Origin of the sequence: Marinitoga aeolica, assembly GCF_029910535.1 — a bacterium.
Classification (GTDB): Bacteria; Thermotogota; Thermotogae; order Petrotogales; family Petrotogaceae; genus Marinitoga; species Marinitoga aeolica.
Window position 1 is genome coordinate 1,363,112 of record NZ_CP069362.1, and the last position, 21,099, is coordinate 1,384,210.

Here is a 21,099-nt window from a genome sequence, read left to right on the forward strand (position 1 = left end):
ATAAAATATTTTTTAAGATAGAATAGTTTTTTATCTGGAGGCAATATTATGCAAAAAAAATATATTATTTTAATTGCAATTGTTGTATTAATACTTATAATTTTGGTTTTTAAACCAGTTAAAGTATCTATAAGTTTAATAATCCCAGATGAATTTAGAGGATTAAAATATGAAATAGAGATTAAAGGTCAAAACTATAGATTGAAAAATAATCTGAGAATAAAATTATTTCCGGGAAATTATAATATTTATGTGAAATTAGGGAATAACAAAAAAAGAATAGACCTTAAAGTCCCATATTTTTCATTTAGTAAATTAAATTATGAGGTTTATGTTGAAAAACCGATTATAAAAGCAAGTTTTGAAAGAAAAGATTATGACAGGATATATGTTTATTTAAATTCTAAAAATTATAATATGGATTATTGGGTAATTAAATTTAATGATAAAGAATATAAAACTACATTATCTACATATAAATTATGTATTTCACCATATGATGATGGAAAGTTAACCATTTCTGCATATTTGCAAGGTAAAAAAATATATGAAAAAATATTTGATATAAAAGCTCCTTTATCTAAAATTATAGACTATAAAATGGAAATAAAAGATTATATTGAAATTACATTAGATATAGGACATAAAATAATAGATCCTATTAAATATGAAATATATAAAAATAATATATTAATTGATACTACAAAGGAACCTAAATATAGAGATAACTTTACATATGATAAAGTAAAATATAGAATAATCCCTATATATTATAGTGGGTATAAAGGGGAATCAATAGAAATTGAAAAACCAAAATTATCATATATTCCAGATAAAATAAACACGAGAAAAATAAATATTGATATGCATTATGAGAAAATAATTTTAAACGGTAAAGATTATAATGAAAGTAACTTTATTGAGGGTGAGAATAATTTAATTATACAAATAAGTAAAAATATTTTTTGGTATAAAAAAGTATTTTTAGATACAACGCCACCTAAAATAAATAAAATTTCCTTATACTATAATGGAATATTTTATATAAACATTCAATCCAATGAAAAATCAAAATATATTTTAATTACAAATAATAGTACTTACACATATAATAGCGATAAATTTTCTTTGGCAGATCATAGTAAAGAGGCCACAATATTTGCTGTTGATGAGCTTGGCAATGAATCAAAACCGATAAAATTAGAATTAAATCCATTTCCAAAATATAAAATTGAAGAATCCAAAAATGATGTAACCTTTGAATTTGAAAATAAATTTATAACAGATAAATGTGAATTAAGAATTATTGATGAAGAAAATAATGTGATTTCAACTATAAATGTAAAAAAATTAAATAGATTTACTTTTTCTAATTTTTTTCCGGGAAAAGAATATAGATTTATATTATATATAGATGAAAAATTCAATAAAGAAATATATAAAAAAATAACAAAACCAGAATTACCTATTATAAAAAGTATTGATAATCCAGAAACAGGAACATTTGAAATTGAGCTATTAAAGGATTATAAATATAATTATTATAGCGTTCAATTTGACGACTATAAGGAGAAAGGGAAATTTTCTGGAAAAGATTTGAGATTAGAAATTCCTTTGAAAAAGCTAACAAGAGAAGGAACATTAATCTTATGGCGAGAATTTAAAGGGTTAAAAACGGAAACTATAAAATTCAATTTAAGAGATAGCGTTTTGTTTAATAAAAAGATATATAGTAATTTAGAAGGAACTTTAAAAGATGTTAATTCACCATACATTGTCTCTGAAGATATTAAATTGAATAATGTTGAAATTAATGGTAAAATATTAGTGTATATTTTTCCAGGGAAGAAAGTATTTATAGATAAACCCATAAAATATAAAACTAGTAATTCAAAACTAATATTTAAGCCTATAAAAGACAAATTTGAAGGAATTGTATTAAGTAATAATAATTTAAAAAATATTGAAATCTATAATGCTAAAATAGGAATTTTTGCAAAAAACAATTTTGATTTATATAATCTTGTAATAAAGAAATGTGATATTGGAATATATGGAAAGAATGTTCGAGGAGTGGCATATAATATTTTAGCATCTGATAATAAAAAGGCTTTTGAGATAGTAAATAGTAATGTTGAAATAAAAAATTCATTATTTTTTGATAATGAAATAGCATTTAACATTTCTAATTCAGAAGCATATCTTTATAATTTGTCAATTGCTGATTCTAATTTGGATATAGATAGTTATAACTCTAATTTGAAAATAAAAACATCGGACTTTTTAAATAGTAAGCAATCAATAAAAAGTTATAAAGGGAATTTATATGTTGGGTATTCTTCGTTTAATAATAATTTGACAACGATAAAATCAGTAGAAAATAATAGTTTGTATATATTAAACACAAAATTTATGAATAATGTAATGTCAGTTGATATATTTAATTCACCTTTTGAAATTAATCAATCAGAGTTTGTTAATAATAAAAAAGCAATAAAGTTATTTAATTCTAAAAATGATAAATATTTTAAGATTAAAAACTCTCAATTTGAAAATAATAATATAGATATTTATGTAGACGGTAGCAATGATGTATATGTGGAAAATTGTGATATAACCAAATATTATGATGGAAATACAGAACCAACATGGATGGATGAAAATGGAAATATACTTAAAAGAGGTAAAATTATTTTAAAGGAGGAGAAAGATGAAAGCAATAATATTAGCAGGGGGGTCAGGTGAAAGATTCTGGCCTTTGAGTACATCGAAAAAGCCGAAACAGTTTTTAAAAATATTTTCTGATAAATCTCTGATAAGAGAAACCTTTGAAAGGTTATTATTCAAATTAAAATCAGAAGATATTTTTGTTGTAACAGCAGAAAGATATAAAGAAGAAACATTAAGAGAATTACCAGAGTTAAATGAAAAAAATGTATTATTAGAGCCAGTGGCAAGAAATACTGCACCCGCATGCTTTTTGGGAACATTAGTTGCAAATGATGAAGAAGTTGTGTTCGTTTTGCCTGCGGATCATTATATTCCAAATAAGGAAAAATTCTGGAAAACTGTTGAAAAAGGGATATATGCAGCAGAAAATTATAATGGATTAGTTACAATGGGAATTAATCCAACACGTCCTGAAACAGGATACGGTTATATAGAAGCAGGGGAAGAATTAGAAGAAAACATAATGAAAGTAAAAAGTTTTAGAGAAAAGCCGAATATGGAAACAGCATTAGAATATATTGAAAGTGGTAATTATTATTGGAATAGCGGTATGTTTTTCTGGAAAAAAGATATATTTTTAGAAGAAATGAGAAAATACAATGAAGATATATATAATAGTATGATAGAGCTTGATCCAAATAATACAGAACACTTGCATAGGGTTTATCCAACTTTAAGAAAAATAAGTATTGATTATGCTTTAATGGAAAAGTCGGAGAGAGTCTATACAATTAAAGCAGAATATGAATGGTCGGATGTTGGAAATTGGGTTTCTGTCAGAGAAATGGAAGGATATTCTGATAATGAAAAAAATGTTCATCTTGTTGATAGTAAAAATGTTTTTGTTAAAACTGATAAAAATGTTGGTGTTGTAGGGTTAGAAAATATTATTATAATTGATACAAAAAATGGATTATTAGTTGCAAAAGAAGATAAAATAAATGATATTAGAGAAATAGTAAGTCAATTAAAGAAAAAAGGTGAGTTTTGAAAAACTCACCTTAGATTATGGCTTTTTTCCAATTTCCAAATTTAATAAATATCCATGCGATAATCATTGCTAAAATATTACTAATAATCATAGCATAAAAAATTCCCATAAATCCCCAGCTTTTTGCCATAATAGCGATTAACGGTACTCTGATACCCCATAATCTTGTTATATTTATAATCATCGATTGACCAGTTCTCCCTGCACCAACTAGAGTATTTACAAAAACACTCATTGAAGAGAAAAATGGCAGCGAAAATGAAACATATTTAAAGAATATTTCGCCTATTCTAATGACTTCTGGTTCATTAATAAAAAATTTAGTTAAATGAGCTCCAAAAAAGAAAGTCAAAGTGCTCAAAAAAGTGACTATTAGAAAATTAGTTATGAAAGCTGTTTTAACAGTTTTTTCTGCGTTTTTGATTTGATTGGCACCCAAAAATTGGCCAACCATAGTTGTAACTGCTGCTCCTATTCCAAATGAAATCATTGTTATAAGATTGATTATTCTGTTTCCAATTCCATAAGCGCTAACAACTGAAGGACCAAAAGCAGAAACAAACCTCATAATAACAACGAAACCTAAAGAGGTTATTGTATAACTCATAGAACCAGGAAATCCAATCATAAGAATTTTTTTGATAATAAGCCAATCAAAATTTAAATCTTTAATATGCACTTTAAATCCTCTTTCACCTTTAAAGACAAGGTAAGAAGAAACCAAACCAATAAATATTCTTGAAATTGTTGTGGCCCAGGCGGCACCTATGACTCCCATTTTTGGGAATGGACCAATTCCAAAAATCATTAAAGGATCTAAAATAGTATTTAATACAGTAGAATAAAACATCATATGCATTGAAAATTTAGAATCTCCCCAACCTCTTAATATAGCTCCAGAGATATTAAATAAAAAAGCAAAGGGCATTCCAACCATTATTATATTAAAGTATTTAATTGCATATGGTGTAATTTCTTTACTCTTTTCACCTGCAATAGCAGTGATTACAGGGTTGGAAACCAGAACTCCTAATAAAGCGAGTGTTATACCAAGAAATATTGCAACAGTATAGGCCTGGCCGGCAGTTTTTTGTGACATTTTTTTATTTTTTGCACCAGTATATTGAGAGACTAGAGAAACAGTTGCATTTGAAAAACCTATAGTAAATGAAATAAAAACAAAAATTACAGGCCATGTAATTGTTGTAGCAGAAAATTCTATTTTTCCGAGCTTTCCTAAAAAATATGCATCAACGATGTTATACATAGTTTGCATTAAATTTGAAACAATCATAGGCCATCCTAAGAGAAAAAGAGACATAATTATTGAGTTATTAAATATATCAACTTTAGAATTTGATTTCTTTGTAGAAGCTTTTTGCGACATAATATCCTCCTATTGTTCGTTTTGCTAATTATTATAACATATAATATTTCATTTGTCAATTAAAGCCATTATAGCAGCCATCCTACCAGTTTTTCCTTCTTTTCTATAGGAGAAAAATAAATCTGTATTAGAATATGTGTCTATGTCTGATATTAATATATTTTCTTTTTTTATTCCACTGTTGATTAATGTGTATTCAATGGCTTTCCAAATATTAATTAAGTATTTTTCATTATTTTTTTTCTTTATAATATGAATATTTTTAGGAAAAGTTCTCTCAAATAGTAATTTCACATCTTCTCTTACTTCGAAACTATTGGGACCTATAGATGGACCTAAAGCCACCAGAATATCTTCAGGATTAGAGTTATACACATCCTTCATTTTTTTAATAGTTTTTTCTGCTATTTTTTTAATTGTACCTTTCCATCCTGAATGCGCTAATCCAATTACATTATTTTTAGGATCGAAAAAATATATAGGAGTGCAATCTGCATATAAAGTTACTAAAATAATATTTTTTTTATTAGTAATTAATGCGTCGCTATTTTTAACTTTTCTATCAAAAAGGAAATTGTTAGATTTATAAGATTCATCTATTATGAGTATATTGTCTTCATGTATTTGATCAGATAAAACAAAATCATTTAAATTTAAATTAAATATTTTGGCTAATTTTTCATAATTGTTGTATATTTTTTTTAAAGGTGTTTCTGTATTTATTCCTAAATCAAAATCGTTTGGAATTCTTGTAGTAAATATATGAAATAAATTGTTGAATTTTTCAAATGTCGGTATTGTTAAATACATTAAATCATTTTTTTTATTTAAATTGAAATTACCTATTTTTATTTTTCCTTTTATACTGTCTTTAATAAAATAATTTGCCATAATAACGCTCCTTTAAATATAAATTTTAATAACAACCTGTGATCTTACGTTTCTTTTGAACTTTTTGACACTCTTAATTATATCATTAAAAATAAAAATTTTTAAAGTTGTTAACATAACTAACTATTTTTTGTTGTATAATGTAGTTTGTATAACTAACAAATGGAGTGATTATATGAGAAATTTATTATACTATACTTTTTTAAGTAGCGTTGCACAATCAATATACAGAATAGTTTTTAATTTGTTTTTAAGAGATATAGGTTTTAATAATACTTTTATAAGCCATATTACTTCTTTAGAAATGATTGGTTCTGCATTTCTTGGACTTGTTATAGGTATAATGGGAGATAAATATGGTAAGAAATTAATGCTGATAGTTTCATCAATAATTTTTGCATTAATAACTTTTTTAAGAGTTTCATTTCCGACAGAACATATGTTGTTATATACAGCATTAATAAATGGAGGAGTTTTAACTTCAAGGATGATTTTATTAAATTCACTAATTGTAGATATTACTACGCATGATAATAGGGGAAAATATTTTGGATATAATTTTGGAATATTTATGGGGAGTGGTTTAATAGGAAATTTGATAGGAGGAACCATAGGGGAATTTTTAGGCTTTGGAACAGCATTGTTTATTACCGGAGTTACACATTTGTCTTCTAATTTATTTTTATTTTTGGTTCATGAAAATAAAGAACATCACTCAAACATCTCGATTAAAGAGATATTTAATTTAAATGATTTTAGCAAACTCCAGAGCCATATTGTAAAAATACATTTAATAAGAACATTTTTAATAGGATTTGGTGCAGGATTATTTGTTAACTTTGGAAATGTTATATTTAAGGATTTATTTAATATGCAGCCTACTATGATTGGCATTGCATTGGCATTCGCTCAACTTGGAGCATCATTAGGCTCGATTTTTTCTTCGAAGTTATCCAGAAAATTTGGAGCATATCAGTTTACATTTTTTATGAATATATTGGTTATACCTTTAATTATTTCTTTTGCAATGGTAAGAGATCCGTATGTATTCACTTTATTATATGCTCTTAGATTTTCTTTTATGAATATGACAAATCCTGTGTCAACCACGATTATAATGAGTTATATACCACAAAATAAAATAACTACTATAAGTAGTTTTAGAAATTTTCTTAATTTTATAGCTAGATCACTTGCAGCTTTAATGTTTGGATATATTACATCTTTTTCCAGTGGTTATTCGTATTTATTTTTAATTAGTGCAGTGTTTTATTTTGTTTCATTGATATTATTGAAGAATTTATTTAAACCGATATTGAATGATGAAATTTTTTTGAAACTATATAAAACTACACAATCGATTGAAAAATAAAACTACATTATTTGAGTTTGTTGACAAACTTAATGCTTAATGCTTAATGCTTATTGTTTTTATCATTTTGATTAACTATGATATCAGCAAAAATACTAACAACATTTCCATCAAATTGTTTCATAGACATCCTCTTTAACTCCATTATAGCTTCTTCTTTGGTAAGAGGTTGCTTGTAAGGTCTTTCGCTAATCATTGCATCAAAACTATCAACAACAGCTAATATTCTAGATTCAATTGGTATTTCTTCACCTTTTAATCCATCAGGGTATCCTTTTCCATCATACCTTTCATGATGGTGACGTATTATTTTGGATATATATTTCATTTCATCTACTTTATTTATTAATTCCTCGCCTTTAACAGGGTGAAGTTTTATTTTTTCAAATTCTTCATTGGTTAATTTTCCTGTTTTATTTAATATAACCTGAGGAACAAATATTTTTCCAATATCATGTAAAATTCCTGCCCAATATATCTGCTCTATTTTTTGTTTATCAAAATTCATTTTTTCTGCAATCAATGAAGCCCATGTTGCAACTCTTTCAGAATGCCCTCTGGTATAATTATCGTAATATTCTAAAGCCTTTACAAGAGTTAAAGCAATATCTTTATGGAATTTTCCTTCTTGTTTTATAAATTTTAGCATTTTCAGAAAACCAGCAAAGGTTTTTCCGAAATAGTCCATTATTTTTGTGTGGTAGTCTTCAAATTTATTTATATGATCATTATTTAAAATATCCAATGTTATAATTCCAAATAATTCGTCATTAAATGTTATTGGAGCTATAAGGGTTTCTTTTAGATCACCACCAAGTAGTTCGAATTCTTTAAACTTATCTAATGGCATTTTTGTTCTATTGATTTCATGAATATTTTTTACTATTTTAGCTTTTTCAGGAATGATTAATTCACTCTTTTTTAGATTTAATTCATTGATTTTTTGGTAGTTATAACCTTTTGCGAAAACCATTTTTGCATTGTCTTTTTCATCAAATAAATAAATAGAACCATTTTCAGCTGGTTCTATTATTTCAAGTGCTAATTCTAAAACTTTTTTTTCAAAGTCTTTTTCCATTAATTTTGGTGCTGCAAAAAAAGAAGATAACTCTAAAGTTTTTAAAATTGAAGAATTTAATTTTTCTATTTTATTGTAAGATGATTCCAGCTCTTTATTGGCTTCTTCAAGTTCATCATTAAGGTGTTTTAATTCTTTTTCTTTCTCTAAATATCTTTTTTTTAAAGTTTTTCTATCTATTATAAGAGTGAGAAGTATTGAAATAACGGTAAAAACAGATAAAACCACAAATAAAGTAGCACTATTGATACCTGTGCTATTATTATTTTTAACATCACCATATGTTATTATGACTAACAGAATTGTCATGACTAATAGTGCAACTCTTTTCATTAATCCACCAACCTTTAAAAAAAAGGGGAAATGACTCCCCTTATTGATTTATATCAAAAGTGTTTAATGTGAACACAACAGCATTTTGAGTTATTTCGGTTGAATCAAGTCCTCCTACATTAGGATCAGCAAAAGTAATTGATGAAAACAATATTGTAAATAAGAAGGTTAAAATAACGATTGTTTTTGTAATTTTTTTCATAGTTTCACGCTCCTTTCATATTTTCAATTATATTATACACGATTCTATATGACTTTCAAGTTTACCGCTTTCGTTAAACCTTATTATAAGCATATTTGATATCTATAAAAATATGCTATATTGTAACATTTGCGTTTTTCTATATATAACTTCCCATTTGTATAAAAATATAGTATAATAACAAAAAAGAGGTGTTGAAGTATGCAGAACAAAAATCAAGCAATTTTTGAAATTTTATCAACATATGGCTCTTTTGCAAAGCCGTTTCTAAATTTAATGTTATTAGAAACAAAACATGATGGATGGTATCATCTATTTAAAAGTTTAGAATATAGCTGGAAAAATAAAAGAAATAAATCATTAATGGAAATTGAGAAAGGATTACAACATAAAAAACCTAAAACCCTAGAATATCTATTATTAGCAAAAAAATTATCTTATTTATTTTATATGAAAGAATATGAAATATCAAAAGAATTATATACATATTTAAAAGAAAATTTTAAATATATTCCTAAAAAATCAAGAAAAATAGTATCATCTATTTTGATAAATATTGAAAATATAATGAATTGGAATGAAAATACCAGAATATGGAGTAAAGAATATGAATTAGATCCATCTACTGAAGTGTTTATTACTTTAGGTAAAGCAAGAAAAAAAATAAAAGAAAAAGATTATAAAAAAGCATGGGAATATTTTAAAAAATCATATGAATTATCAAAAACAATTCCACATAGAATAGGATTGATAAATTCTTTGAATGATTGGTCATGGTATTTAAAAGATTTTGATTTGGAAAAGTCAAGAAAACTGTCAAAGAAATTAATGTATTATATGGGATATTATTTTGAAAATAACGAAAATCATTTTGGTTTATTTGACACATTTTTTGAGATTAATAAAGAGAATATAGAAAGTTTATATTCATATGCACCTATTGTTAATCATTATTGGGAAAAATTACCAGAAAAGGGAAAAAGGAATTCTAAAGAAAATTACAAATCAATGTTTAATATTTTAAGAAAGTTTATTATGAGTGAAAAATCCACATATGAAAATACAGAAGAATTGAGAGATTATTTAAAAAACTATATTACCAATCTATCTGAAACATCCAAAAAGGTTAATATTTCTCGTAAAAGTCTTTCGGCAATTTTAAACGGAAAAGTTAAAGAAATTAAAGGAGATACATTAAAGAAAATAATTTTAGGATTAAATATAGTTCCCGATATTAATTCGCCAGAAGCTATTATTAATGAATATGGAAAAATATATATGGAAAAATCTTTTAGAGAAAGTATAGAAAAATTAGAAAAAATGAGTTTTGAAGAAAGAAAAAAAATATTTGTTAATTCATATATTGCCTGTGTTTATAAACCTAAAATGAATTTAATACAACTAAAAAATTTAGAATTCTACGATGATTTTTATATAAAATGGTTTATAATAGAAATGGTTAAAGGGAATGAATTTTTAAATTCAAGGAAAAATCTGGTAAATCATTTTTTTGAAAAAATGAAAAGATCAAAATATGAGGAATTTTTAACTAAATATTTTGAATTGAATAAAAAAGAAAGGCAAATAATGGATGAGTTTATTAGAAATTATTCAAGGTATGATATAAAGTGGAATATTAGAATAGAATTACCTGAATTTTTAAGAAGTTTTACAGAAAAGTTTTCATTAAAAAAAATGCCAGTATCTCTGGCATATTGGTATTATGAAAAAGGTTCAGATAGAAGAAAATTGCTTAATATATTGAATAAATTTTAAGGGGGCATGAAAATGGGTGTGAAAATAGGTATTATAGGAGCAGGTAGTGCAGTTTTTTCTATGAGACTGGTAGCGGATATATGTAAAACGCCAGAATTAGCTGGTAGTGTTATTAGTTTAATGGATATAGATGAAGAAAGGCTAAATGCCGTTCATTTGTTAGCAAGTAAGATTGTAGATGAATTTGGTTCTGATATAAAGTTTGAAAAAACAACCGATTTAGAAGAAACAATAAAAGATTCAGATTTTGTTATTAATACAGCAATGGTTGGTGGACATAATTATCTTGAAAAAGCAAGAGCAATAGGTGAAAAATATGGGTATTATAGAGGAATAGATGCGCAAGAATTCAATATGGTTTCTGATTATTATACTATATCAAATTTCAATCAACTTAATTTTGCATTTAACGTTGCAAAATTAATAGAAAAATTATCACCAAATGCATGGTTGATTCAAGGTGCAAACCCTGTTTTTGAGATTACAACATTAATTTCAAGAGAAGTTCCAATTAAAATGATAGGTGTTTGTCATGGACATTATGGAGCTATGGATATTTTTGAAAAACTTGGATTAAAAAATGAAAATGTAAATTGGCAGGTAGCTGGTTTTAATCATGCAATATGGTTAAACAGATTTGAATATAATGGAGAAGATGCATATCCTTTAATTGATCGATGGATAAAGGAAAATGAGAATAAAGAATTTAAACCAAGGGATCCATTTAATGATCAATTAAGTCCAGCTGCTATAGATATGTATAAGTTTTATGGAATGTTTCCTATTGGAGATACTGTTAGAAATAGTTCATGGAAATATCATTATAATCTGGAAGAAAAGAAAAAGTGGTATGGAGAACCATGGGGAGGTGCAGATTCTGAGATAGGATGGAAATGGTATCAAAACATGCTTTTAGAAGTTACAAAAATTATTAAAGATTTTGCAAAACTTGTATTGGAGAATAAGAATAAGAAATTATCTGAAATATTTGAGTTGGCATTGGTTGGTAACAGATTAGAAGGGCATTTTGAAGAAGAAATGAGAAAAATATTAAATCCAGCTCAATTAAGTGGAGAACAACATATTCCATTTATAAACGCAATAGTGAATGACAAAAAAACAAAATTGGTATTGAATATAATGAATTCCGGTATAATTAATGAAATTCCTGGCGATGTTGCGGTTGAAGTTCCTGTAATGGTAGATAAAAATGGAATACATCCAGAAGAAATATATCCAAAATTAAATAAAAGAATTATTAAATATTATTTATATCCAAGAATGATAAGAATGGAAATGGCATTAGAAGCCTTTTTAACTGGGGATATAAAACTTCTTGAGGAATTTTTGATAAGGGATAGAAGAACAACTTCATATGAACAGGTGAAAAATGTTTTAAGAGAATTAATGGAATTACCTGAAAATAAAAATATGAAAAAACACTATTTGAAATGAGGTGAAAAAAGTGATTGATGAAATATTAGAATCATCCCCTATTTTTGTTGAAAAAGTTTGGGGAGATGAGAAACTGAATAAACTATTTGAAAAAGAAAATATGAATAAAATAGGAGAAGTATGGTTATTTTCAGGCGTTGAAAATTATGAGACAGAACTTATAGGTATAAATAGCGGAAAGAAATACGGGAATCCCTCAGATATGATAAAAGAATTAATGGGGAAAGACTTTCCAAGAATGCCATTATTATTAAAATTAATATCAACAACTCAATGGCTTTCTATTCAGGTACATCCAGATGATAAATTTGCAAAAGAATTGGAAAATGAACCCTGGGGTAAAACAGAAGCATGGTATTTTCTAAATGAATCAAACGAAATATTTATTTCTAATGATGTTGAAGAAAATATAAAATCAATTGAAAAACAAAATTGGGATAAAATATTTAAACCAATAACTTTAAAAAAAGATGATTTATTATTTATACCAGCAGGAGTTGTGCATACATTAGGACCGAATTCAATGTTATTAGAAATACAACAAACATCGAATTTAACATATAGATTATATGATTGGGGAAGGCCAAGAGAAATTCATATAGAAAAAGGTAAAAAAGTTTTAAAAGATTGCCCATTTGTTATAGTGAATTCACCTAAAGAATTCAAAACTCAATATTTTAATATAAAAAGGGTTTCTAATGAAAAAATAAAAGGGTTCGGTATATATGTATCGTTAAAAGATTTTAAAACATACGTTATACCAAAAGGTTTAGAATTTGAAGTGAAAGAAGATGGATTGTTATTTTTTCTTTAAATTTAAAAATCATTGACTAAGAGCGATTAGATATAAAGTAAGGCGTTAAGGCCTTACTTTTTTTACTTTATTTTAATATAATTAGCCAATATGTTGCTTGAATTATTTTCAATAAAGTTTTATAATTACTTTGAAAAAACTTGCAAGGAGGATAAAAAATGGATTTTTCAAATTTCTTAGCTTTTTTTGCTAATAGTGGTTTCGCATATTTTACATGGCAAAACCTTCTTATGATTGTTATAGGATCTCTTTTGATTTATGTGGCAATAGTTAAGCACGCAGAACCCTTGCTTTTAATCCCTATTGGATTTGGAATTATTTTAGCTAATATTCCTCCAGAAGTAACGGGTTTATTGAATCCTCCAACAGCAAATCAGGTGGGTGGATTATTGTGGTACATTCAAAGAGGAATGTTTTTAGGTGTTTATCCACCATTGATCTTTTTAGGTATTGGTGCGATAACAGATTTTTCATATTTAATAGCTGATCCAAGACTGATTTTTTTAGGTGCAGCAGCACAGGTTGGGATTTTTGGAACATTTATTGTGGCAAATTTAATGGGATTTGATATACATAGTGCAGCTTCTATTGCGATTATTGGTGGTGCGGATGGTCCTACATCCATTTATTTGGCTTCAAAATTTTCTCCGCAATTATTGGCGATTATTGCAATAGCAGCATATTCATATATAGCTCTTATACCGATTTTACAGCCACCAGTATCAAGGCTCTTGACTTCGAAAGAAGAAAGAAAAATAAGAATGAAAAGAATGAGACATGTAAGTAAAAAAGAGAAGATAATATTTCCTATTGCTACAACTATTGTAGTTGCTTTATTAGTTCCTAAAGCTATTTCACTGGTTGGATTATTGATGCTTGGTAATTTATTAAAAGAATCTGGAGTTACTAAAAGACTTGCAGAAGCAGCTTCAAGGTTTATTTTGGATTCGGTGACAATATTATTAATGCTTTCAGTTGGTAGTACTGCTAGAGCAGATATATTCTTGAAACCACAAAGTTTAAAGATATTTGCCTTAGGTGCTGTAGCCTTTATAATCGCTATGACTTCTGGTATTTTATTTGCTAAATTAATGAATTTATTTTCTAAAGATAAAATAAATCCACTAATAGGTGCAGCAGGAGTATCTGCTGTTCCAGATTCTGCAAGGGTTGCACAAACAGTAGCCCAATCAGAAGATCCAAGTAATTTTATTTTAATGCATGCAATGGGTCCAAATGTTGCAGGAGTTATAGGTTCTGCGGTAGCAGCAGGTGTATTTTTATCAATACTTTCATAACGAGGTGGAAGATATATGGCTAAAAAAAGTTATCGTATAGAAATTAATTATTCTTTTTGTAAGAATTGTGGTATATGTTACAACGTTTGTCCTACAAAAGCATTGGGTGAAGCAGAGTTAGGAAAACCAATAGTTACAGATTCTTCTAAGTGTATAGGTTGTTTAATGTGTGAAAGGTTATGTCCTGACATTGCGATAAACGTTGAAGAGGTAGAAAAGGTGGTTGAAAATAATGGGTAGAATAGTATTTATGCAGGGAAATGAAGCTGTTGCTTTAGCTGCAATAAAAGCAGGATGTAGATTTTTTGCAGGATATCCAATAACACCTTCAACAGAAGTTGCTGAAGTTATGGCAAGAGAATTACCAAAAGTTGGTGGAAAGTTTATACAAATGGAGGATGAAATAGCAAGTGCTGCTGCTATAATTGGAGCTTCATTAGCTGGAGTTAAATCTATGACAGCAACAAGTGGTCCGGGTTTTAGTTTGATGCAAGAAGCTCTTGGATATGCTACTATGACTGAAACTCCGTGTGTTTTTGTAGATGTAATGAGGGGAGGTCCAAGTACAGGATTGCCAACTAAACCTTCTCAAGGTGATTTAATGCAAATAAGATGGGGAAGACACGGTGACCAACAGATTATTGCATTATATCCATCTACAGTTGAAGAAGCTTATAAATATACAATAAAAGCATTTAATTATGCTGAAACATATAGAACTCCAGTTGTTTTAATTATGGATGAAACATTAGGGCATATGAGAGAAAGTTTTTACTTAAGTGATGAAGATGAAAATCCAGAAATAATAGAAAGGTTGACAGAAGCAGCAATTGAAGAGGAGGATTTGTTCCATCCATTTGGCTTTCAGGATGAAAATTATCCAGTCAATCCGTTAATTGAAATGGGAAAAGCAAGATTTCATGTTTCAGGATTGGTTCATGATGAAACAGGGTTCCCTGTGGGGTCAACTCAAGTTGCAGATAAAGTAATAAAACATCTTGATTCTAAAATTAGATTATATGCTGAAGAAATTGCAATATATGATGAATATATGACTGATGATGCGGAAATAATAGTTGTTGCATATGGAACTGTAGCTAGAAGTGCAATGAAAGCAGTAAAAATGGCAAGGGAAGATAGAATTCCTGTTGGATTATTTAAACCAATTTCAATATGGCCATTTCCTGTTTCTAAAATGAAAAATATTTTAAAGAAATCTCAAGCAGTAATAATAGCAGAAATGAATTTAGGACAAATGGCATTGGAAATTTCAAGAATTAATAAATTTGGAAAACATCTTGAATTAGTAAATAAAGTGGATGGAGATTTGATAAGTCCAAGAGAAATTTTAAATTCAATAACTGCAGTTTGGAGAAGAATAATAGAATTTTAATAAAAAGCCGCTAAAAGCGGCTTTTTATTAATTAATGATAGTGAAAAATAAAATTTTTGGAATTATTTGAAAAAATAAGAGATTTATGGTAAAATTAAACTTAGAAAACGATATAAAGGGGGTTGAACTATCCATGGAAGTTTTGAAAGTTGGACATTCTTCATCACCAAACAAAGTAGCTGGAGCTATAGCAGGTGTTTTAAGCAAAACAGATGAAGTGGAGATACAAGCAATAGGGGCGGGGGCAGTGAACCAGGCGGTAAAAGCTATTGCTATTGCAAGAAGATTCGTTGAAACTCGTGGTAAAAAACTTTTTGTAGTTCCTGGATTTGTTGAAGTAACAGTAGGAGAAGAAAAGAGAACAGGAATTAAATTTAGGGTATTTGCTGAAATAACTGAAGAAGAAGCAGAAGCCTAAACAAGGAGAATTTTCTAAGTGATAGATGATAAAATCATCAATGAAATAGTTACCGCGTGTATAAAGGACGCGCGGCTTTTTTCTATAGTTGAAGAAATATCTAAGTTAAATAAAGAAAATAGATTGAAGATAAGAAGAAAAGCTTCAATGGTTTTGAAAAAAGAAAAAACCGTTGACAAAGAAGCTTTAACTTTTTATTTTGTTATAACTGAAAGTAATGTTGCAGAGGAAATTTTGAGGAGGATAAATAATGAAAAAACACGAAATGCCTAAATATGTAGGTGGTCAGGCTGTAATAGAAGGCGTCATGATGAAAGGAATTAACACAGTTGTAGCTGTGAGAAGAAATGATGGAAAAATACAGGTTAAAAGATTAAAAGAAGGATCATATGGATGGTTGGAAAAAATTCCTTTTATAAGAGGTTTTTTTGTTTTATTAAAAGCAATGGTTATAGGAATGGAAGCACTTTCGTATTCTGCCAATGTTTCTGGTGAAGAAGAAATTACGAAAAAGGATATGATAGTTTCAATTTTATTAGCGGTATTATTTGCAATTGGTGGTTTTGGCTTGGGACCAATGTTTTTAACGAAGTTATTTAATATACAAAATGAATTTTGGTTTTCATTAATTGAAGGTGTGGTAAGAGCATTTTTTGTAATATTATATATATGGGTTATTTCATTGTTTAAAGATATAAAACGCGTTTTTGAATATCATGGTGCAGAGCACAAAACTGTTTATAATTATGAAGATGGAAAAGAATTAGCTGTTCATAATGCTAAAAAATATACAACTTTGCATCCAAGATGTGGGACCAGTTTTTTGATTATAACAGTATTTGCTTCTATTATAGTATTTTCTATAACAGGAGCTTTAGGGTATACGACATTATGGGAAAAAGTTGTTACAAGAATTATTCTTCTACCATTAGTAGCAGGGTTTGCATATGAATTTCAGAGATTTACTGCAAAAATAATAGATACATGGTTTGGGAAAATTTTAGCCTGGCCTGGTTTAGCATTACAAAAGATAACAACGTCAGAGCCAGATGAAAAACAGTTAGAAGTGGCAATTATATCTTTAAAATATGCATTAAAAGAGGATTTTGATGGAGAAGAAGTTGTCGAGAATTAATGTGTTATAATATATAGTTTAAATAATCTCAGTAGAACGTTAACAATTATGTATTATAATATCAATACCTTAGCTCAGATAATGGCGAAGACCTTATCTTGGCTAAAGGAATATGAATATGGAGGTAGAGAAGAATGTCAAGAGGATTGGATCCAGAAATTAAAAACAAAGTTATTGAAGAATTTAAGATCAACGAAAAAGACACAGGTTCAGTTGAAGTTCAAATTGCATTATTAACAGCAAGAATTAGACACTTAACTGAACACTTAAAAGTTCATTCAAAAGATTTTCACTCAAGAAGAGGATTAATGAAAATGGTTGGTAAGAGAAGGAAAATGTTAAAATACTTGAAAAAAGAAAGACCAGAAGTTTATAAAGAATTAATTTCAAAATTAGGAATTAGAGGTTAATAAAAAAGCTCCCAAATATTGGGGGCTTTTTTTAATAGGAAATAATAATTTTGTTTCTTCCAAGATTTTTAGCCTGATATAAATTGTTGTCAGCTATTTCTAAAAAATTTTTATAATCATTAGTTTCAGGAATTTTTGAAATAGCTCCAATACTTATTGTAAATTTTATAAATTTATCTTCAAATTTAAATTCGTTTTTTTCAATGTCTTTACGTATAGATTCGAGCATAGTTTTGAAAGGTGTTGACGATTTTGATAGGTAATATATCACAAATTCTTCTCCACCATATCTAAAAATTTTATCATTGTCCCTATGAAAATGTTTTTTTAAAATTTTACCAAACTCTTTTAAGCAATAATCTCCAGCGAGATGTCCGTAATTATCATTAATTTTTTTAAAATGGTCTATATCTATAATTGCAAAATTAATGTATAATTTTTCTCTATATGCGAATTTATAATCGCTAATAAAGCTCTCATTAAAAAATCTTCTATTATATAAAGAAGTTAAAGCATCAGTTATTGAAATATTTTTAAGACGTTTATTTAATTGTTCTAATTCTTTTTTTTGCTCTTCTATTTTTTTTGTTCTTTCAGCAACAAGTTTTTCCATATTATTAATGTATTTTGTTAATTCGCTTCCCATAAAATTAAATTTTGTTGCAAGTAATTTAATTTCATCATCAAAATCTTTTTTTATTTTTACTGGTTGAAATTTTTTAAAATTAAAATTACCGATAATTTTAGTAATATATATTAATGGATTTGATATTTTTGATGATATATATCGGGCAATTGGCCATGTAAACAATGGAATGAAAAGTAATATTAAAATAAAGAAAATTAAAGACTTATATATATTTTTGAAAACAATGTGTTTATCTTCTAAAATGCTTAAATTTATATTATTGTTAATGCTAAAAGTTATAGATTTGAAACAACATTTATTTTGATAATTGCTGGAAATTATTTTTGTGGAATGGTTTTGAAGTAAATAAAAATTCTTATCCTGGGATATTAATAATTTATATGCATTTTCAAATTTTAAGTTAGATAAAAAATCATAAAAAATATCATTAAGATTTAAAATAAAAATTAGATTTTTTTCAGCTTTGAAATCAATTCTACTTTTTAATATAAGATAACAGTTGTTTTTAAAATAATACAAAAATTTTTTGTTTATAGAAGGTATATATAAATTATTTCCGGATTTTAGAATTATTTGTTGGTTTTCATTTATAATTAAAATTTCTTTGATATATTTATTTTTAGTTAATATATTTTCGAATTCCATTTTTAAGGCTTTTTCTGCAAAATCTTTTATAAGAGAATTTTTATCGAAAATAAATACAATATCATTACTTGAATTTAAATCGTCCATCGTTTTTTGTATATTTGAAAAAAGATTTTCCAAATGACTTTTGAAAATTGTATTCAATAAAAATAGCTTTTCTGATTCATATTTGATTAATTGATTAATTCGGAGAGAGAAAGAAATAGTGATAGCAATTATTAAAATAATAAAATTTATAAGAAACATGTATTTGAAGATTCTGTTTTTAATCTTCATATTATCGTGTCCTTTTTAAAATATCAAGATAATCATAATAATTTATTCCTATATATTTTTTAAAAAGGAGATTAAATTTTTCTGTTTCTTTGAATAAAGACATAAAATTTCCAAGTACAGCATTTAATTCCAAAGTTTTTGGTGATGTACAAAAAGCTAAATAACCAATATTATTAGCAATAAAAAGAGGTTTTAGATTCTCTTTAAAAGTATAGGTGTTAAATATTTTAGAAAAAAATGAAAATGAATCTAATATGCTTATATCAGCATTTTTTAATATTACTTGATAGTAAAAAGCATATCTATTAAATTTAATTCCCTCTGGAATTAATAAAATTTCTACATCGTTTTTTGAGGGTTTTTTATAAGGTTCTAAAAATATAATTTTATCATTATCAATGCTGATTTTGTTTATTATATAATGAAGTTTCCTTTTATTCAATTCGTTTATAAGTGTTGTGTAAAAATTATAAGTTTCGGCAGTTATTATTTTTTTTCCTTTGAAATCATTATATGAACTTATATTTTCGCTTTTTCTTGTAAAAAATAATTCGGCATTTTCTATAAAAGGAATCATTTTAACGAGTTTTTTTCTTTGGTCGGTTACAGTAATAATATCAGCGACAATATCAATGCTATTATAAATGTCTGGAATACCAGATAAATTATTTTTTAGCATATTTTTGCCATTTTTTGTCCAATAATCACTAAAATAATTTACAATTTTTATTTTCATATCGACATTTAAATAATCAGCAAAGCTTTTAGCTAATTCATAACAAAATCCTGGTTTATTTGGGATATCTGGTTGATAAACAACATCACTTGGAATATTTCTTATTCCAATAATTAAATATCCTGAATCTAAGATTTCTTTTAAGGTACGAGCGTTAATAACACTAAATATAAAAGTGAAAAAAACAATTAAAAAGATAATTTTTTTATACATAAAAATCACATCCTTGAAAATATTTCTTTACAAAATTATATCACAATTATGACAAAAAAACAAAATTATTTATTGTTGCAGACTGTTGACAAAATAAAATAATCAAAATAATATTTGCTCATCCAGTGAAAATTCTTATTCCTCAAAAATGCTCATTCCCGCCTGTCGTTCAAACTCACATCCGTGCTCGGTTTCACTCAATTTTGCATCCATGCAAAATTGTCAGGCTTCATTCACATTTTTTCGGGAATTTTCAAGGATTCGCTCATATTATTTTTTCATATTTTATTTTGTACTTTGTCTACAAACTAAAAGCTCCAGGAAAAACGCCTGGAGCTTTTAGTCAATATTGATTTGTTTTGATTTTTTAGCTTTTTCAGGTAATTTTGGTATTTCTATTTTTAAAACACCATCTTTGAATTTTGCTTTGATTTTTTCAATATCAATGTAATCGGGTAATCTAATAGATCTCTCGAATTTTCCAAAATATCTTTCCCTTTTGATATAATTTCTTCCTTTTTCTTCTTTATCGTCTTTCTTTTCAGCAGATATTGTTAAAATGTCATCATCTAATCTAATATTAATATCTTTTTTATCATATCCTGGCACATCGGCTTCAATAACTATATCTTTATCTGTTTCGTATATATCCAAGTTGGGCATGGTATATCCTCTGGAATTTTCGAAGATATCAAGAGTTCCGAAATCATCGAATAGTCTTTCAATTTCTCTTTTTAAAGTTTCAAATGGTTCAAAAAAGTTTCCTTTTTCATATCTTTTGATTTCACTCATGATATCCCCTCCTTTTTATAATTTTTTCTTTTTCATTGACTTCCGTTATTTATGACGAAAAAATATTTATTAGGTTCAAATGTATTTGAACAACTAAAAAAATTA

20 protein-coding genes are annotated in these 21,099 nt (G+C 26.8%); 13 read left to right on the forward strand and 7 right to left on the reverse strand.

Annotated features, from left to right (window positions below; all coding sequences use genetic code 11):
- The first annotated feature begins 48 nt into the window (after nt 1–48).
- Both JRV97_RS06410 and JRV97_RS06415 read left to right on the forward strand, forming a co-directional pair.
- A complete protein-coding gene (locus JRV97_RS06410; protein ID WP_280997332.1) occupies nt 49–2,745 on the forward strand; it encodes a hypothetical protein in 2,697 nt (898 codons plus the stop codon).
- Nucleotides 2,711–3,721 carry a mannose-1-phosphate guanylyltransferase gene (locus tag JRV97_RS06415; protein ID WP_280997333.1) on the forward strand — a complete coding sequence of 337 codons (1,011 nt, stop codon included), beginning with the start codon at nt 2,711–2,713 and terminating at the stop codon, nt 3,719–3,721. Before JRV97_RS06410 ends, JRV97_RS06415 begins: the two co-directional genes overlap by 35 nt.
- Before the next feature lie 10 nt (nt 3,722–3,731).
- On the opposite strand, the gene JRV97_RS06420 is transcribed toward JRV97_RS06415, so the two are convergent.
- A complete protein-coding gene (locus JRV97_RS06420; protein WP_280997334.1) occupies nt 3,732–5,108 on the reverse strand; it encodes an MATE family efflux transporter in 1,377 nt (458 codons plus the stop codon).
- Nucleotides 5,109–5,156: 48 nt separating this feature from the next.
- On the reverse strand, nt 5,157–5,999 hold the full coding sequence (gene pgeF, locus JRV97_RS06425) for a peptidoglycan editing factor PgeF (protein ID WP_280997336.1): 843 nt from the start codon (nt 5,997–5,999) through the stop codon (nt 5,157–5,159).
- A 175-nt stretch (nt 6,000–6,174) separates the two neighbouring features.
- Here pgeF and JRV97_RS06430 point away from each other — a divergent pair, with 175 nt between their 5' ends.
- Nucleotides 6,175–7,371 (forward strand): MFS transporter, encoded by a 1,197-nt coding sequence (locus JRV97_RS06430; protein WP_280997338.1) that lies wholly within the window; start codon nt 6,175–6,177, stop codon nt 7,369–7,371.
- Nucleotides 7,372–7,414: 43 nt separating this feature from the next.
- On the opposite strand, the gene JRV97_RS06435 is transcribed toward JRV97_RS06430, so the two are convergent.
- Both JRV97_RS06435 and JRV97_RS06440 read right to left on the reverse strand, forming a co-directional pair.
- On the reverse strand, nt 7,415–8,782 hold the full coding sequence (locus tag JRV97_RS06435) for an HD-GYP domain-containing protein (RefSeq protein WP_280997339.1): 1,368 nt from the start codon (nt 8,780–8,782) through the stop codon (nt 7,415–7,417).
- 40 nt (nt 8,783–8,822) lie between these two features.
- Nucleotides 8,823–8,984, reverse strand: a complete 162-nt coding sequence (locus JRV97_RS06440; RefSeq protein ID WP_280997340.1) for a hypothetical protein — start codon at nt 8,982–8,984, stop codon at nt 8,823–8,825.
- 201 nt (nt 8,985–9,185) lie between these two features.
- On the opposite strand from JRV97_RS06440, the gene JRV97_RS06445 reads away from it, so the two are divergent.
- The 10 genes from JRV97_RS06445 (at nt 9,186) to rpsO (ending at nt 17,683) form a co-directional block, all read left to right on the forward strand.
- Nucleotides 9,186–10,760 carry a hypothetical protein gene (locus JRV97_RS06445; RefSeq protein ID WP_280997341.1) on the forward strand — a complete coding sequence of 525 codons (1,575 nt, stop codon included), beginning with the start codon at nt 9,186–9,188 and terminating at the stop codon, nt 10,758–10,760.
- Between the two features lie 12 nt (nt 10,761–10,772).
- Nucleotides 10,773–12,215, forward strand: a complete 1,443-nt coding sequence (aglA, locus tag JRV97_RS06450) for an alpha-glucosidase AglA (RefSeq protein WP_280997342.1) — start codon at nt 10,773–10,775, stop codon at nt 12,213–12,215.
- 10 nt (nt 12,216–12,225) lie between these two features.
- Complete coding sequence (locus tag JRV97_RS06455) at nt 12,226–13,029, forward strand: type I phosphomannose isomerase catalytic subunit (RefSeq protein WP_280997343.1); 804 nt, start codon at nt 12,226–12,228, stop codon at nt 13,027–13,029.
- 158 nt (nt 13,030–13,187) lie between these two features.
- The gene (locus JRV97_RS06460; RefSeq protein ID WP_280997344.1) at nt 13,188–14,327 is read left to right on the forward strand and encodes a sodium ion-translocating decarboxylase subunit beta; all 1,140 of its coding nucleotides are present in this window, start codon (nt 13,188–13,190) and stop codon (nt 14,325–14,327) included.
- Between the two features lie 15 nt (nt 14,328–14,342).
- Entirely contained in the window at nt 14,343–14,567 is a 225-nt protein-coding gene (locus JRV97_RS06465; protein WP_280997345.1) for a 4Fe-4S dicluster domain-containing protein, read from the forward strand.
- Nucleotides 14,560–15,720 carry a 2-oxoacid:acceptor oxidoreductase subunit alpha gene (locus JRV97_RS06470; protein ID WP_280997346.1) on the forward strand — a complete coding sequence of 387 codons (1,161 nt, stop codon included), beginning with the start codon at nt 14,560–14,562 and terminating at the stop codon, nt 15,718–15,720. The genes JRV97_RS06465 and JRV97_RS06470 overlap by 8 nt, the downstream gene beginning before the upstream one ends.
- A 133-nt stretch (nt 15,721–15,853) precedes the next feature.
- Nucleotides 15,854–16,138, forward strand: a complete 285-nt coding sequence (locus tag JRV97_RS06475) for a stage V sporulation protein S (RefSeq protein WP_280997347.1) — start codon at nt 15,854–15,856, stop codon at nt 16,136–16,138.
- Nucleotides 16,139–16,156: 18 nt separating this feature from the next.
- Entirely contained in the window at nt 16,157–16,411 is a 255-nt protein-coding gene (locus tag JRV97_RS06480) for a hypothetical protein (protein ID WP_280997348.1), read from the forward strand.
- Nucleotides 16,389–17,273: a DUF1385 domain-containing protein gene (locus JRV97_RS06485; protein ID WP_280997349.1), complete on the forward strand. Its 885-nt coding sequence runs from the start codon at nt 16,389–16,391 to the stop codon at nt 17,271–17,273. The genes JRV97_RS06480 and JRV97_RS06485 overlap by 23 nt, the downstream gene beginning before the upstream one ends.
- A gap of 134 nt (nt 17,274–17,407) precedes the next feature.
- Nucleotides 17,408–17,683, forward strand: coding sequence for a 30S ribosomal protein S15 (gene rpsO, locus JRV97_RS06490; RefSeq protein ID WP_129408695.1), 276 nt, complete (start codon nt 17,408–17,410; stop codon nt 17,681–17,683).
- Between the two features lie 31 nt (nt 17,684–17,714).
- Here rpsO and JRV97_RS06495 read toward each other — a convergent pair whose 3' ends face one another.
- The 3 genes from JRV97_RS06495 to JRV97_RS06505 all read right to left on the reverse strand — a co-directional run bounded on the left by JRV97_RS06495 (nt 17,715) and on the right by JRV97_RS06505 (nt 20,994).
- Complete coding sequence (locus JRV97_RS06495) at nt 17,715–19,121, reverse strand: diguanylate cyclase (RefSeq protein ID WP_280997350.1); 1,407 nt, start codon at nt 19,119–19,121, stop codon at nt 17,715–17,717.
- 133 nt (nt 19,122–19,254) lie between these two features.
- Nucleotides 19,255–20,202 carry a transglycosylase SLT domain-containing protein gene (locus JRV97_RS06500; protein WP_280997351.1) on the reverse strand — a complete coding sequence of 316 codons (948 nt, stop codon included), beginning with the start codon at nt 20,200–20,202 and terminating at the stop codon, nt 19,255–19,257.
- A 339-nt stretch (nt 20,203–20,541) separates the two neighbouring features.
- Nucleotides 20,542–20,994: an Hsp20/alpha crystallin family protein gene (locus JRV97_RS06505; protein WP_280997352.1), complete on the reverse strand. Its 453-nt coding sequence runs from the start codon at nt 20,992–20,994 to the stop codon at nt 20,542–20,544.
- Nucleotides 20,995–21,099: the final 105 nt, after the last annotated feature.

Bases quoted from the DNA above. Each gene is read 5' to 3' on its own strand.
- JRV97_RS06410 (WP_280997332.1), top strand. From the start codon at position 49: ATGCAAAAAAAATATATTATTTTAATTGCAATTGTTGTATTAATACTT.
- JRV97_RS06415 (WP_280997333.1), top strand. From the start codon at position 2,711: ATGAAAGCAATAATATTAGCAGGGGGGTCAGGTGAAAGATTCTGGCCT.
- JRV97_RS06420 (WP_280997334.1), bottom strand. From the start codon at position 5,108: ATGTCGCAAAAAGCTTCTACAAAGAAATCAAATTCTAAAGTTGATATA.
- pgeF (WP_280997336.1), bottom strand. From the start codon at position 5,999: ATGGCAAATTATTTTATTAAAGACAGTATAAAAGGAAAAATAAAAATA.
- JRV97_RS06430 (WP_280997338.1), top strand. From the start codon at position 6,175: ATGAGAAATTTATTATACTATACTTTTTTAAGTAGCGTTGCACAATCA.
- JRV97_RS06435 (WP_280997339.1), bottom strand. From the start codon at position 8,782: ATGAAAAGAGTTGCACTATTAGTCATGACAATTCTGTTAGTCATAATA.
- JRV97_RS06440 (WP_280997340.1), bottom strand. From the start codon at position 8,984: ATGAAAAAAATTACAAAAACAATCGTTATTTTAACCTTCTTATTTACA.
- JRV97_RS06445 (WP_280997341.1), top strand. From the start codon at position 9,186: ATGCAGAACAAAAATCAAGCAATTTTTGAAATTTTATCAACATATGGC.
- aglA (WP_280997342.1), top strand. From the start codon at position 10,773: ATGGGTGTGAAAATAGGTATTATAGGAGCAGGTAGTGCAGTTTTTTCT.
- JRV97_RS06460 (WP_280997344.1), top strand. From the start codon at position 13,188: ATGGATTTTTCAAATTTCTTAGCTTTTTTTGCTAATAGTGGTTTCGCA.
- JRV97_RS06465 (WP_280997345.1), top strand. From the start codon at position 14,343: ATGGCTAAAAAAAGTTATCGTATAGAAATTAATTATTCTTTTTGTAAG.
- JRV97_RS06470 (WP_280997346.1), top strand. From the start codon at position 14,560: ATGGGTAGAATAGTATTTATGCAGGGAAATGAAGCTGTTGCTTTAGCT.
- JRV97_RS06475 (WP_280997347.1), top strand. From the start codon at position 15,854: ATGGAAGTTTTGAAAGTTGGACATTCTTCATCACCAAACAAAGTAGCT.
- JRV97_RS06485 (WP_280997349.1), top strand. From the start codon at position 16,389: ATGAAAAAACACGAAATGCCTAAATATGTAGGTGGTCAGGCTGTAATA.
- rpsO (WP_129408695.1), top strand. From the start codon at position 17,408: ATGTCAAGAGGATTGGATCCAGAAATTAAAAACAAAGTTATTGAAGAA.
- JRV97_RS06500 (WP_280997351.1), bottom strand. From the start codon at position 20,202: ATGTATAAAAAAATTATCTTTTTAATTGTTTTTTTCACTTTTATATTT.
- JRV97_RS06505 (WP_280997352.1), bottom strand. From the start codon at position 20,994: ATGAGTGAAATCAAAAGATATGAAAAAGGAAACTTTTTTGAACCATTT.